Origin of the sequence: Paraburkholderia guartelaensis (assembly GCF_004353905.1) — a bacterium.
Classification (GTDB): domain Bacteria; phylum Pseudomonadota; class Gammaproteobacteria; order Burkholderiales; family Burkholderiaceae; genus Paraburkholderia; species Paraburkholderia guartelaensis.
This window is the reverse complement of sequence record NZ_SMOD01000031.1, coordinates 37,518-51,356: the sequence shown is the minus strand read 5'-3', so window position 1 is coordinate 51,356 and position 13,839 is coordinate 37,518. Positions and strand designations below refer to the sequence as shown.

Genomic DNA, 13,839 nt, shown 5'->3' with positions numbered 1-13,839 from the left:
CGGGGTGTTAGAAAAGTGTAGGCGACTGTTGGCTGGAGTCAAACAACTGAGGCGGCCCGCCGCAACGAACGCGCTCACTTGACGGGCGCTGCCGACACAGCGGAATTCGAGGCCACGTTGGCGACAGCGACGTCGGGCCAGCCGCCGCCGATCGCCTTGTAGAGGGTGACAGTGTCGCTCAGGATCAGCTCATGGTTGGAGAGAAGCGACTGTTCCGCATTAGCGAGCGAACGTTCGGACTCCAATACTTCGAGTTGCGACACGAGCCCTTCCTTCAACTGCGCCTCGACCTGAGCCGCGACGGTGCGCAGCCGTTCGTTCTGCTGCAACAATTCGATGCGCTGCTTTTTATGCGCATCGAGGTTCACGAGCGCGTTCTCGACTTCTTCGAACGCCGTGAACACGACCTGGCGATACTGCTCTTCGGCAACCTTGCTCTGGGCCTCCGTCGTCTTGATATGAGCATGCACGCTGGGGTCGAACATCGGGAAGTCGATACTCGGCATGAAGCTCAGCGTGAACACTTTGAAGAGATCGGAGAGCGAGAACGCGGCTGTGCCGGCGCGGCCCGTGAGGCTGATGGTCGGCAATTGCGCGAGCCGCGCGGAACCGACTTCGTGATAGGATTCGAGAATGCGGTACTGCGCGGCCACCACATCGGGGCGGCGCCCCAGCAGCTGCGCGGGCAGGCCCATGGGCACGTCCGGCAACTTCACGCGCTGGCGCAGCTGGCCTGACGGCATCTTGAACTCGCCCGCAGGCACGCCAACCAGCGTGGAGAGCGCGTTTTCGGCGGTATCGCGCTCGCGGTGCAATTCCAGCAGTTCGTTCGTGACGCCATTGACTTCCGCGCTCTGGCGCAGCACCTCGGTCTTGGGTGCGACACCGTTTGCGTACATCTGCTGGTAGATGGTGAGAATCTGCTTGTTCCGCCTGAGCGTGTCTTCCTCGTCGCGGATCTGATCGTCGAACTGGAGAATCTGGAAATAAGTGCTCGCCACATTCGCAACGAGCGTCAAATAGCCTGCACGCCAATCCGCTTCGCTAGCGTGATACTCGGCCTTTTGGGCCTGCACGCTTTTTTCTACTTTGCCCCAGATATCGATGTCCCAGTTCACCTGAGTGGCGACGTTATAGGTCTTCGAGAGCGCTAGCCCCGTGCTCTTCTCATAATCGATACCCGCGCCCGCGTCGACCGTGGGAAGTGCACCGGCCTGCACTTCCCCGATCTGCGCGCCGACCACGTCAATGCGCGCGGCCAGTACCCGGATATCGACATTGCCCGCAATCGCCTTTTCTATGAGTGTATTCAGGTAGGGATCGTCGAACTCTTTCCACCACTGCGGATTGACCGTATCGGCCGCGGAAAACGTGCGGCTCGTATGCGCCCAGGCGTCCTTCTCAGGCATGTCCGGGCGCCTATACGCAGGCGTACTCAGATCCGTGCACCCGCACAGCGCCACAGCACACAACCCAGCCGTTCCGACGAAGCGGGTCAGCCAGCGCGACGCGCCGCGGCCTGCATGTGCGGCGGACGGCGAGAGCGGTGTGTTCACGATCGACTCCTTGAGGGAAAGGCGGCGAAGGACGCGACGAAGAAGCGGTGTGCAGCGGATGCGGTGGAGGGCGGCGCCGTGGAAGCGGGTAAGCCTCCACGGCTGGCAGCACGATCAGAAGTGGATCGTGTTGTGAGCCGTTTGCACGGGGTTGGTCGAGGCGTGGAGGTTGTTCACGAACGCCACGTCGTTGCCCGTGTTGGACAGGATGGTGTTCGTTTGGCCGATCAACTGCGATGCGGAGAAGTTGGTGGAGTCGACCTTCACGCTCGGCGTCGGGTAGTAGACGGGCCAAAGGCCCAGGCCGCCGCGCACGGCGCTCATTTCACGGCGGTCGAGTTCCTGCGCGACGCTCAGGTCGGCGATCATCAGCTTGCTCATGGCAGTTCTCCAGAAAAGGATGCAACACTGTTGGGGTTTTGAGCTGCATGGTTGCGGGCTCAGGTCCAACAAGGCATGAGGCGTGCCAGATGCGCGAGCGCGTAAGCGCACGGCGGCGCAACGCCCGTTGCATAAGGACTGTTCTGGAATTCCCGGAATCTCACGCGCGGCGCGTGGCGCGCGCGAGTCGTGCGTTGTGATGGGCGTTCGCCAACGCGTCGAACGGCTTATGTTGGCGCGCTGCGAACACTGTTTGGCGGGAGAAGGTAAAAGCGTCGCAAACGTTCGGGCATTGCCGCAGCATTCGCGATCGATTCGTATGGATCACTTAACGTATATGGTGATTTTCTTCGAGTAGACGGGCGGGTTGTGCGGCACGTGGTGCGCGTCGCCCATCAGCAGCTGCAACGTATGTTTGCCCGGCGGCAACTGCAGCATGGTTTCGGTCTGGCCGGCGCCGAAGTGAAGGTGGTTGCGATCGGATGGAATGGGCTGATCCATCGGTGGCAAGTCCGTATCGACGAGCAGGTGATGGTGGCCCGTGTTGGGAAACTCGACTTCCGCAGGCGCCACGCCCATGTTGCGCAGGCCGAACCAGACACGAAATGGGCGCCCGGCCGGCATGACCTGACCGTCGTTGGGCCAGCCGATATAAACGTGCGCGTTCGGGTCGGCCGGCGTCGTGCCTGCATGCGCCGCTCCGCCCGCGAGCAGCACGAGGCTGGCAGCAAAAACGAGGAACCTGTTCATGGCATGCACTCCCGCTTCTTTTGCGCTGCGGCTAAAGCCGGATGTCCTTCGCTACTTGACCGTGACCGTGATCTTCTTCGAGTACACCGGCGGATCGTGCGGCACGTGGTTGTAGTCGCCCATCAGCAACTGCAGCGTGTGCTTGCCCGGCGGAAGCTCGATCCTGGCCTCCGTTTCGCCCGCGCCGAAATGCAAATGATTGCGATCCGACGGGATAGGCTGATCGAGCGGCGGAAGGTCCGTGTCGATGAGCAAGTGATGATGGCCCGTGTTCGGTTTGTTGATCCCCTTGGGGCAGACGCCCATGTTGCGCAGGCCCATACGCACCCAGAACTTGCCGGTGGGAATCGTCGCGCCGTCCGGCGGCCAGATGATGTAGACCTCCGCGCCGGGTGGCGACGGGGTGCGCTCGGCAAACGCGAGGCGCGGCATCAGGACGGCCGCTGCCAGGGCCAACAGGGTTGCTCTTCGTTGCATCTTTATGCTCCTCGTTCGGCAGACGGCGCGCGGCTTTGGAGTTCGGTGCGTGTTCTACAGCTTAGGACGGATTCAAGCGGATGGAGATAAATCGGCGCGGCGCGCGCGGGTGCCACCCAGTTACTGCATCGCGCGGCGTGCGTGCTATTTTGTAGTTGTGCGCGGGCAGTGCCTGTGCCGGCGGCGGCGCGCGTTTCGCGCGAGCGCGGCCGGCGACTGCAGCGGGGTAGCGCACCGTCGGCATTGAAAGGCGATGACGCCTGGGTTTGCACCCGGGTTGGCACCTGATAGGGAGAACGAACATGTGGCGGCTAGTGTTGCCTGTGTGCCTGTTGATCTCGCTAGGCCTGACCTCGACTCTACGCTCAGCTGCACCGGCTGCGCATGACCGTTCGGCTCCAGTACGCGTGCAGCCGCGTATCGCGCCGCAAGACCCGGGGCGGTACGCAACTGCCCACGCCGCGCATGAGCGGCTCGCAGCGGCCAGCGCAGCGCGGCAACGCTATGGCGTCGCGATCGTGCGAGTCGGCCTGATGCCGAAAGACACCTCCCAGGAATACGAAATCACGTTCTGGAATTCGATCAAGGACAGTCAATACGCGAGCGACTATGAGGCGTATCTCAAGGCCTATCCGAATGGCCGTTTCGCACCGCTCGCACAGGCCCGCCTGACACGTTTGCGTGCGGAAGCATCGAAACCGGCTGCAGCGTCCGCCCCGCCCGCTACGCCCGCCATGCATCCGGCTAGCAGCCCCGCTGCTGCTGCCACGCCCACACCGGCACCCGCGCCGGTGCCTCAGGCGAAGACACCGCCTGCCGCGGCGGCCCCGCCACCCGCGCCGCCGGCCGCCGCAACGACTGCGGCAACGGCTGCAGCCGCGGCGGCAGTTGCTGCCAAGGGCAATCCGGCCATTTCGAAGCCGGGTCCACACGACATTCAGGACTGCCCATCTTGCCCGGTGCTGGTCGCGGTGACGCCCGGCAACTTCACCATGGGCATCGACACCGACGACGTATCGGAGCGCCCCGCGCACCGCGTGACAATCAGCCATAGCTATGCGCTCGCGAAATATGCGGTGACGGTGGCGCAGTGGAACGCGTGCGTCGCCGCCAGCGCCTGCCCGCGCCTGTCGAACGAGAACAACGCCTCGCCGAACGCCCCCGTGCGCGACCTGAGCTGGGATGACGCACAGCAATACGTGAAATGGCTTTCGAAGGTCAGCGGCAAACCCTATCGCCTGCCGACGGAAGCGGAATGGGAATATGCCGCGCGCGCGGGCACCGAAACGCGCTACTGGTGGGGCAACGACATGCGCAAGGGCACGGCGAACTGCAAGGACTGCGGGCCGCCGTGGCACGTCGAGGCGCCCGACGACGTCGGCTCGTTCCCGGCCAATGCGTTTGGCTTCTACGACATGGCCGGCGGCGTTTGGGAATGGGTCAGCGACTGCTGGCACAACTCGTACAAGAACGCGCCGAACGATGGCCACTCGTGGGACGAGCCCAACTGCCAGACGCGCGTGATCCGCGGCGGATCGTGGCGCGACGGCGCGGGCTATATGCTCGCCGCCACGCGCTTCAAATACGACAGCAGCGTTCGCTACGAAGCCAATGGATTTCGCGTAGCACGCGACATGAAATAACGCAGTTCGCGTTGCGGGTCTCGCCTGGAGACGCACATGGCTTGCGATGTTCCGATCACTCGCCGGACATTCCTCAAGGCCATGGGGAGCGGCGCGGTCACGATGTCGGTCAGCTCCATCACCGCATTCACGGCCGCCAGCCCAGCCGCACTCGGCGCGACGAGCGCCCACTCCGCACCACAGGCACCGAATGGCGCGCCCGACTGGGCGCCGGAGCCGGGCAAGGCGCGCTGGCGCATCGAGGGCGTGAGCAAGGTCACGGGCGCGAAGATCTACGCGCGCGACCACAAGGCGCGCGACTTCGACGGCTGTCCGAAAGAAGAAAACTGGCTATACGCGCTGAGATGCAATTGCATCGACAAGAATTACGAAGGCTTCGACCTGAGCGTCTTGCCGCACGATCTTCGCCCGATTGCCGTGGTATCCAACCAGACGTTGAATGACAATCGCATCTATCTCGCCTCCGAGAAGGATCCGGTCGGTCACCAGGATATCTATCTTTTTGCGCAGGAAGGCAGCCCCGCCAATTGCTACGGCCAGCCCGTCGCCTTGTTGATCTTCGAAGACTTCGATACCTATCGCCACGCAAAGAAACTGCTCGATTTCAACGAGTCAGTGATCCGGTACGGCGCAACGGTACCGGAAAGCGCCATCACCACCTTGTATGCGTCCGCATCCAAGTTTTACGTGCGCGACGACGCGAGGTCGTTTTCGAACCTCCAGAGTAGCAGCCTCCCCGTTGAAAAATTCACCAACGCACGCAACAGCGCAAGTAAAGAAATTTGCGAACTGGCCAGCGCCAAGGTCCACAGCAAAGCCTGGCACCAGTTCGATGGTGCCTTCAAAACGCCCGCAATCGATCCCGTCTTCATGGAACCGGAGTCGGGACTGGCGTGGTTTCAGGCGGATTCCGGTTGTCTGAACCTGGTGCTCGGCACACAATCGCCGCGCGGCGACTGCATATCCGTATGTAAGGTGTTCAAGGACAGCAATATCAACGTCAAGCACGTTCACGTGATCAGCTGCTACCCAGGCGGCGGATTCGGCGGCCGCGACGAATCGTATTTTCCCGTTTATCTCGCGCTCGCCGCGCCATTCGCGAAGGGGGCATTGCGCTGGCAGCAGTCGCGCTACGAACAATTTCAGGTCGGATTGAAACGCGCGGAAACGGATTTCACGGAGTCCATCTGGCTCGACGATAGCGGCAAGCTCCAGGCGCTCGTCAGTTCCTTCAGCTTCAATGGCGGCGCGAAGGAAAATCTCACGGGCCCCGTTGGCGACCTTGCCGCCATGAGCGCCATGAGTTGCTACGACATTCCGCGCGCCATTGCCCAAAGCTCCGTGAGTTATACGCCCGCGTTGTTCGGCGGCTCGCAGCGCGGCTTCGGCGGTCCTCAGGCTTACCTCGCCATCGAAACGCTCATGGACGAGGCCGCCCAGGCGCTGCACAAAAGTCCATTCGACATCCGACGCACCAACCTGCTGAGCAAGAAGCACGGCAAAACGCTCACTGGCGCACCCATTCTGTTCCACCTTCAACTCGCCGACCTGCTGAACCAGCTTGAAGCGCACGAGTTATGGCGCAACAGGGAAAACGTGCGCGCGCAACGCCACGCGCTCGGGTTGCGATATGGCGTTGGGCTCGCCATGGCGAATCAGGCATACGGTACCGGCAAAGACGCCGTATTCGCGATGGTGCAGATCGAGCCGAACGCGGGCCTGCATGTGCTCACGCATTACACGGACATGGGCAATGGCGCGGCGACCACGTTGGCCCTCGCGCCTGCCGCATGCCTTGGGCAGAACGCGCAGAAAATCACCATGAACGAAGTCGAGGCGTTTCAGATACCGGGTTTCGATTACACAAAGCTGGGCATCCTGGATGCTCAGGGAAGCAAAGCGATCTCGAGCCCCTTCAATTCTTCGAGCGCCTGCCTCGGTGCGTTCCATCACTTTCAGGCAGTCGACCGCGCCGCGATGGTGTTGATGCTGCAAAGCGTGCTGCCTGCCGCGCGAGCGATATGGCGCAATCCGCACGTCGAGCGGCAAGACCTCAAGTGGACGAATGGCAAGCTGATCGCCGCCGGTCACACGGCAATCAGCTGGCCTGCGTTGCTCGACGAGATCAACCGCCAGCAGTTGCCCACCGTGGCCGCCGCCCATGTCACCTACGCCGGCGGGTTCTGGACAAGCCGGTACACGTTCGTATCGGGCGCCGTCGAGATGGACTGCGACTACATCGCCGTTGGACCCGATACGCACAATCTCAAGGGCTTGCCTCACGGCAAGTTGATGCCGCCACGCGATACGTTCAATTTCGGGCGCACAAACTATGCGCCTTCGGCAGCGCTTGTCGCCGTGTCCGTGAGCCCCGAGAGCGGGGACGTGAAGGTCGAACATGTCGTCACGACGCTCAGCGCCGGCCGCCTGATCTGTCCTGAGATCGTGCAAGGCCAGTCGCAAGGTGCGGTGGCCATGGCGATGAGCAACGTGCTGAGCGAATCGTGTCCGCTAGGCAATCACGGCCCCGGCAACGGCACGTGGAATCTCGACCAGTACCTCATCACGCGCATGACCGATGTCCCGCGGCAGGAACTGATCGCGCTCCCGCCACCAGACGGAGACCGTCACAGCGCGCGCGGCATCGGCGAGGCCGTGATGTGCCCCATCGCGCCGGCGCTGCTGAACGCGCTGGCGATGGCAACCGGGCACCGCTTCAGGGAAACCCCCGTCACGCCCGACAAGATACGCGAGGCCCTGAAGTGAACGAAGCCGACGTCAAGATTCACGTGAACGGACACGCTGTCACCGTGCCGGCCGCCGATACCGACATGAGCCTCGCCGAATTCCTTCACGAGCGCATGGACCTGACGGGGACCAAGGTGTGCTGCGGCATCGGCGCGTGCCGTGCGTGCACCGTGGGCCTGCGCAGCCGCCAGGACGCGCTGATGGAGAAGACTCTGGCGTGCGTCACGCCGGTGAGCGCTGTCGCGAATCAATATATCTTTACCGTGGAGAGCCTCGCGGACGGCGACAGGCTTTCGCCACTGCAGCAGACATTCCTCGAATCTTTCGCGTTTCAGTGCGGCTACTGCACGCCCGGCTTTCTGATGGCTGCGACCGCCATGCTCGAACACGTGAAGGCGTACCGCATCAGCGCGGACCAGCTCGATACGGAAATCGACACCTGGGTGGGCGGAAATCTGTGCCGGTGCACAGGCTACGTGAAGTATCGCGAGGCGATTCGCAAAGTCGCGCAAATGCAGATGAAAAGCGGAGGATGACCATGTCTGTCCGCGTCCGCCTGTTCGCTCTGTGCTTCCTCTTCGCCGTGCCGCTTGCCGCCTTCACGCATGAGCAGACCTTGCTCGAATACGCCGATCAATGCGTGAGAGAAATTGGCGAAATCCCACCGTTCAACTGCAATGACGGAACGGATATTCCGATTACGATCGATGGAAAGCCGCCCGGGCCAAATGAGTCCCCGACGCGATGCGACAAGCCTTCATTGCTGAGCCCGACTTCAGAAGCAAAAGGTCAATGCATCCCGTTTTCGAAGATTCTGAATCTGTCGCGAGGCAACACGCAAATTTCCGCGTATTGCCGTCGCGATGTGCTGCGCGGCGACAAGGATCCACACTATGACGGCGTAGTCGTCGTGATGCATCACTCGGGCAACGGCAAGACCTGCTGGTTCGCGTCGAAGCCACCACCGCCACCACCGATATCGCAAGCTGACGTGCCCGCGAGTAGCGGATTCGTGGCGACCCGCGTGCCACCGCCAAACGAGAGAAAGCCGCCTGCAGGACAGACTTCCGCGGTCGAATTCTGGGCGACACCCGCCATAGTTGCTACCAACACCGCGAAGAACCCCACCTGCCTCAAATGCCACGACGCGGGCCCCTTCATCTTCAGCCCGTATATCGGTCAAGTGTGGGACAAGGTGCCCACCGACCCATGGGGGAAGTATTCGAGCATCGGACAGGCTTTCTCGTCGTATCACCTCATGACGATGAGCACGCCGGGCAACACCTGCATTGGCTGTCACCGCATCGGCAGCGAGCAGAGCTGCACCGCCTTTCTCGGACTCTCTGTGGGCAAGCTGAAAGCGCCAGGCAACGACCCGCTCGCCAACACTTATCCGCTGAACCACTGGATGCCGACAGACAACGCCATGAGCAATGAACAATGGGACAAGGCAAACGTCGCGTCGGTCAATGCCTTGCTGGACTGCTGCAAAGACCCGGCGCACAAAGACCCGAATTGCGCGTTCACACCCATGCCTTCGAGTTCGAACAACCGGTCATTGCATTGACCTGCACGAGGAGACCTGAAATGCCCGAAAACGTGAGTGCAAGCAACGTCATATCCGATGTCACGCAAACGCTGCAGACCTTCGACCTGCTCGAACTGCAGCAATACACGCGCGAGAAAAGCTACTCGAGCACGGCCAGCAAGGACTTCCATCTCTTCTACGTTGGGCGCGACGACGTTCACAACATCCTGAAGTACGTCCTTTCCCGCGCCAGCGTGTCGCTTTACATGAACATGTTCGGATTCGACGACGAAGAACTCAACGAGATCCTCATGCAGCAGGCGCTCGATCCGACCATCACCATGATGATCACGCTCGACAAAAGCCAGGCGGGCGGCGTGCATGAAAAGAAGCTACTCGAATCCGATATTGCGCAGGACCCGGCCAAATTCAACACATTCTTCGTGATCGGCGAATCGGCGACTCATCAAATCAGTCATACGAAGGGATTCGTGGCCGACGGCAAGGTGGGTGGCGAGGGATCGGTGAACTGGTCGGCGTCTGGCGAGGGCACGTTCGTGACCAAGGGCGCGCCGGGAGGCCCGGGCTATCTGGCGCAGAACAACACGCAGACCATCTTTACGGACCCCGACACGATCAACCGGTTTCAGACGGAGTTGATCGCCGAGCACATGACAGCGAAAGCGCAGGGCTACACACTCGCCGCTGCGCCGTCCACCGCCACGCCCGCCGCCGTTTCGACCACCAAAGCCGCCGCAAAAACCACGGCCACCGCTGCGCCCGCCAAAAAAGGCACGGCGGCGGCAAAACGCAGCAGGCGGAACTAGGCGCGATCGCGCGGCCCGTTCAGGTCGGCATGCCAGCCCAGTAAGACACGGCGTCCTGCCGATCGAACACGAACGTCTTGAGGGCGACCTGGCTCTCGTGAGAAAGCGTGTCGAATTCGAGTCCGTGCAAGGTGAGTCCTGGCTGTGGGGTATCGGCGCGCAGGTTGCGAATCACGGCGACGGCCTGGAACGTCGCCCCGACGTTGCCCGCTTCGATGGGGAACACCACGCAAATGCGCTCGCCGACCTCGCCGATCTTGCGCCCGGCGGCGAGCGACATCCCCAGCACGCTGATATCGCAGCCAATGCCGAGCCGGTCCAGTTCCGAGCCCGTCAAGTCCACGCCATAGCGCACCGCGAGTTGCGTGCGCACACGCACGGCCCGGCGTTCGCGCAGCCGGCGTATCGTGCCCGGCTCGGAGAGCACGAGATAGCGGAACGGATGCGTGCAGACCGCCTCGACGGTGCAGACGAGCCAGAACACGGCTTGTGTTGCGATCGCAACGATCTCGACCTGTTCGCCCTGGAACGGCTCCCACGCGGGCTTGGCGGCAGCGGGTGGCGTGACGAACATCGCGCCGCCCGGCCGGAAACCGATCAGCCGGCACGGCAGCATCTCGCGCCCCGAGCCCGCCTGGCTGCGTATACCCAGCAGCGCGCCAATGGCGAGGTTCATGTCATCCAGTGTCAACGGCCCTTTGCCGCGATCGCCACGGTCGGCCAGGCTGTCTTGCGTGCTTGCGAGACTCGCCTCCTCCACCGTGTTGCGATAAGGCTGGAAATGCGCGAAGAGGAAGTCGCGCTGCTCGCTGTTCAGCACCCCGCCTTGCGGCAGCAGCATCGTTCCGTCATGGTGAATCACCGCCAACGGCAGCGGTGTTTCCAGGGGCAACTGCCCAGGGTCCGCAACGAGTTCCAGAATTTTTGACGCAGTACCGCTGCCAGGCTCGTGAAGGTGCATGACCGATAGCGTGTGAAATTGTTGGTTTTGTTCGATGCTGCATTGTGACCGAAATATAGTGACCGATGTCAATAAAAATCCCGCTATTTCTGGCCTTGTTTAACGAAATATGCATGCCACATAAAGCCGGAGACTACGCGTCACAATATTTCCCTTTCCGGATCGTCTACACGGGTATGGAACCGCAGCCCACCCCTAGCCCGCTGACTGCGCAGGACCGCGAAATCGCCGACACCGTCGCCCGCGAGCGGCCGCGGCTGCGCAATTTCATCCGCCGCCGCGTGATCGACCAGGACGAAGCCGACGACATTCTTCAGGACGTGTTCGAGGACCTCGTGCAAGCGTGGCGGCTACCGGACCCCATCGAGCAGGTTGGTGCGTGGCTCTTTCGCGTGGCGCGAAATCGTATCGTCGACCGGTTTCGCAAACGCAAGGAAGTGCCGCTCGCCGAGCCACAAGGGGACGAAAGCGAGTACCGCCTCGACCTCGCGCTGCCCTCGCCCGACGCCGGCCCCGAGGCCGCTTACGAGCGCGCAGCGATACTCGACGCGCTGCGCGCCGCGCTCGACGAATTGCCCGCCAGCCAGCGTGAGGTGTTCATCGCGCACGAACTGGACGGACGCAGTTTCAAGGAGATGGCAGCCGAAAGCGGGGTTGGGGTGAACACGCTGCTGGCGCGCAAACGTTATGCGGTACTGCATCTGCGCGAACGTTTGCGCGCGTCATGGGACGACCTCGAGAATTGAACCGAAGGAGAATGGAATGAAGTTTCGCCGCAATATATTCGCCAAGGCGCTGCTGATGGTCGTGGTCATCGCACTGCTGGGCGGGATCGTCATGGGCCTGTGGAACTGGATCGCACCGGCGATCGTGGCCAATGCGCATGCCATCGACTACCCACGTGCGATTGGCCTGCTGGTGCTCTGCCGGATCCTGTTCGGCGGATTCCGCGGTCATGGCGGCTGCCGCAGGCGCATGCATTGGCACCAATGGCAACAATGGCAGAACATGACGCCGGAAGAGCGCGAGCAACTGCGCAATGGAGCCACGCCGCCCGCGCAGTGACCCAGCCCATGGCCAGCCGCGTCCTGCCACGGGCTGGCACAATTCATCCATTGCCGATCCGCCAGGAAGTTCCATGTCCGATGTCGCCGCCCGCCGCCCTTCAAGCGTCGCGCCCCTCTTCGCCCTTTTGCCCTTCCTGCGCCCCTATGCGGGGCGCTGGGCGCTAGCGTTCCTCGCGCTCCTGACCTCGGCGGGCGCGACGCTCGCGCTGCCGGTGGCCTTCAAGTACCTGATCGACCGTGGCTTCGCGAGCGGAGACCGCACGCATATCGACCGCTATTTCATCGCGCTCTTCGTCGTTTCGCTGATCCTCGCCGCTGCGACGGCGCTGCGCTTCTACTGGGTCTCGTGGCTGGGCGAGCGCGTGACGGCCGACTTGCGGCGCGCCGTGTACGACCACGTAATACGCATGAGCCCGCAGTTCTTCGAGACCACGCAAACGGGCGAAGTGCTCTCGCGTCTCACGACCGACACGACGCTCATCCAGACCGTGGTGGGCACCAGCCTCTCGCTGGGCCTGCGCAATATGCTCCTCACCGTCGGCGGCGTGGCGATGCTCGTCGCGACGAGCCCGGTGCTGTCCGGGTACATCATCGCAACACTGGTCGTTGTGGTCGCACCTATCGTCATCTTCGGGCGGCGCGTGCGCCGGCTTTCGCGCGCAAGCCAGGACAAGGTGGCGAGCGCAAGTGCTTTGGCGGGAGAAGTGCTCAACGCCATGCCTACCGTGCAGTCGTATGTGCAGGAGTCGTTCGAGGCCAAGCGCTTTGGCGGCGCCGTGGAAACGGCCTTCGAAACGGCGCTCAAACGCATTCGTGCGCGCGCCGGGCTGACGGCCGTGGTGATCGTGTTCGTATTCGCCGCCATCGTGTTCGTGCTCTGGCTCGGCGCGCAGGCGGTGTTGGCCGGGCAGATGAGCGCCGGCCAGCTCTCCCAGTTCATTCTCTACGCGGTGTTCACGGCCGGCGCCGTGGGCGCCGTCGCCGAAGTGTGGGGCGATCTGCAGCGGGCTGCGGGCGCCGCCGAACGGCTGCTGCAATTGCTCGCCGCGCGCTCGCCCGTGGCGCAGGCGGCGGCAACCGTGCCGCTGCCGGCTCAGGGCGCGGGCATCCGCTTCGACAACGTTGGCTTCTCCTACCCTTCGCGCCCCGGCATTGCCGCGCTCGACGCCTTCTCGCTCGACGTGCGCCCGGGCGAACACGTCGCGCTCGTTGGTCCGTCCGGCGCGGGCAAGACCACGCTCTTTCAATTGCTGCTGCGCTTTTACGACCCGCAATCGGGAAGCCTCAGCATCAACGGTGTCCCGACCCAACAGGTATCGCTCGCGGCGTTGCGCCAGGCGATCGGCGTCGTGCTGCAGGAGTCGGTGATCTTTTCGGGCAGCGTGCTCGACAACATTCGCTACGGCTCGCCCGACGCCACGCTCGAAGCCGTCCGGCGCGCCGCCGACATGGCGGCTGCGGCCGGCTTTATCGAGGAACTGCCGCAAGGCTACGACACGTTCCTCGGCGAGCGCGGCGTGCGCCTTTCAGGCGGTCAGCGTCAGCGCATCGCCATCGCGCGCGCGATCCTCAAGAATCCGCCCATTCTGCTGCTCGACGAGGCCACCAGCGCGCTCGACGCCGCGAGCGAACGCCTCGTGCAAACGGCGCTGGACAACGCCGCGCAAAACCGCACGACGCTCGTCATCGCGCATCGGCTCGCCACCGTGCAGCAAGCCGACCGCATCGTCGTCATGGAACAAGGCCGCATCGTGGCGCAAGGCCGGCATGCGGAACTGCTGCAAAGCTCGCCGCTTTATGCGCAGCTCGCGGCGCTGCAGTTCGGCGCACAGCACACGAATACCGTCACCTAACAATCAGTCGGGCCGCTTCGGCCCGATTGCATACATGCGTTTTCGAAC

At 62.9% G+C, this 13,839-nt stretch carries 13 protein-coding genes; 8 read left to right on the top strand and 5 right to left on the bottom strand.

Going from position 1 to position 13,839, the window contains the following annotated elements; all coding sequences use genetic code 11:
* Positions 1 to 74 precede the first annotated feature (74 nt).
* The 4 genes from E1N52_RS31155 to E1N52_RS31140 form a co-directional block, all read right to left on the bottom strand.
* A complete protein-coding gene (locus tag E1N52_RS31155; protein ID WP_425468170.1) occupies positions 75 to 1,499 on the bottom strand; it encodes an efflux transporter outer membrane subunit in 1,425 nt (474 codons plus the stop codon).
* 171 nt (positions 1,500 to 1,670) lie between these two features.
* A complete protein-coding gene (locus E1N52_RS31150) occupies positions 1,671 to 1,937 on the bottom strand; it encodes a hypothetical protein (protein ID WP_246089292.1) in 267 nt (88 codons plus the stop codon).
* A gap of 324 nt (positions 1,938 to 2,261) precedes the next feature.
* Positions 2,262 to 2,687: a DUF4399 domain-containing protein gene (locus tag E1N52_RS31145; RefSeq protein ID WP_133187104.1), complete on the bottom strand. Its 426-nt coding sequence runs from the start codon at positions 2,685 to 2,687 to the stop codon at positions 2,262 to 2,264.
* A gap of 51 nt (positions 2,688 to 2,738) precedes the next feature.
* On the bottom strand, positions 2,739 to 3,164 hold the full coding sequence (locus E1N52_RS31140; RefSeq protein WP_133187102.1) for a DUF4399 domain-containing protein: 426 nt from the start codon (positions 3,162 to 3,164) through the stop codon (positions 2,739 to 2,741).
* 407 nt (positions 3,165 to 3,571) lie between these two features.
* Here E1N52_RS31140 and E1N52_RS31135 point away from each other — a divergent pair, with 407 nt between their 5' ends.
* Genes E1N52_RS31135 through E1N52_RS44940 form a run of 5 tightly spaced genes read left to right on the top strand, consistent with a single transcriptional unit; the run spans position 3,572 to position 9,910 of the window.
* Positions 3,572 to 4,807 carry a formylglycine-generating enzyme family protein gene (locus E1N52_RS31135; protein ID WP_425468169.1) on the top strand — a complete coding sequence of 412 codons (1,236 nt, stop codon included), beginning with the start codon at positions 3,572 to 3,574 and terminating at the stop codon, positions 4,805 to 4,807.
* Between the two features lie 36 nt (positions 4,808 to 4,843).
* Complete coding sequence (locus tag E1N52_RS31130) at positions 4,844 to 7,573, top strand: xanthine dehydrogenase family protein molybdopterin-binding subunit (RefSeq protein ID WP_133187098.1); 2,730 nt, start codon at positions 4,844 to 4,846, stop codon at positions 7,571 to 7,573.
* Positions 7,570 to 8,091 carry a (2Fe-2S)-binding protein gene (locus tag E1N52_RS31125; RefSeq protein ID WP_246089291.1) on the top strand — a complete coding sequence of 174 codons (522 nt, stop codon included), beginning with the start codon at positions 7,570 to 7,572 and terminating at the stop codon, positions 8,089 to 8,091. Before E1N52_RS31130 ends, E1N52_RS31125 begins: the two co-directional genes overlap by 4 nt.
* A 2-nt stretch (positions 8,092 to 8,093) precedes the next feature.
* On the top strand, positions 8,094 to 9,122 hold the full coding sequence (locus E1N52_RS31120) for a hypothetical protein (protein WP_133187096.1): 1,029 nt from the start codon (positions 8,094 to 8,096) through the stop codon (positions 9,120 to 9,122).
* A 20-nt stretch (positions 9,123 to 9,142) separates the two neighbouring features.
* Positions 9,143 to 9,910: a phospholipase D-like domain-containing protein gene (locus E1N52_RS44940; protein ID WP_246089290.1), complete on the top strand. Its 768-nt coding sequence runs from the start codon at positions 9,143 to 9,145 to the stop codon at positions 9,908 to 9,910.
* Positions 9,911 to 9,929: 19 nt separating this feature from the next.
* Here E1N52_RS44940 and E1N52_RS31110 read toward each other — a convergent pair whose 3' ends face one another.
* Positions 9,930 to 10,871 (bottom strand): flagellar brake domain-containing protein, encoded by a 942-nt coding sequence (locus tag E1N52_RS31110; RefSeq protein WP_133187094.1) that lies wholly within the window; start codon positions 10,869 to 10,871, stop codon positions 9,930 to 9,932.
* Positions 10,872 to 11,047: 176 nt separating this feature from the next.
* Between E1N52_RS31110 and E1N52_RS31105 the strand changes: the two genes are divergently transcribed.
* The 3 genes from E1N52_RS31105 (at position 11,048) to E1N52_RS31095 (ending at position 13,791) form a co-directional block, all read left to right on the top strand.
* Positions 11,048 to 11,617 carry an RNA polymerase sigma factor gene (locus E1N52_RS31105; RefSeq protein ID WP_133187174.1) on the top strand — a complete coding sequence of 190 codons (570 nt, stop codon included), beginning with the start codon at positions 11,048 to 11,050 and terminating at the stop codon, positions 11,615 to 11,617.
* A 16-nt stretch (positions 11,618 to 11,633) separates the two neighbouring features.
* Positions 11,634 to 11,936, top strand: a complete 303-nt coding sequence (locus E1N52_RS31100; protein ID WP_133187092.1) for a hypothetical protein — start codon at positions 11,634 to 11,636, stop codon at positions 11,934 to 11,936.
* Positions 11,937 to 12,009: 73 nt separating this feature from the next.
* The gene (locus E1N52_RS31095) at positions 12,010 to 13,791 is read left to right on the top strand and encodes an ABC transporter transmembrane domain-containing protein (RefSeq protein ID WP_133187090.1); all 1,782 of its coding nucleotides are present in this window, start codon (positions 12,010 to 12,012) and stop codon (positions 13,789 to 13,791) included.
* The last annotated feature ends 48 nt before the right edge of the window (positions 13,792 to 13,839 follow it).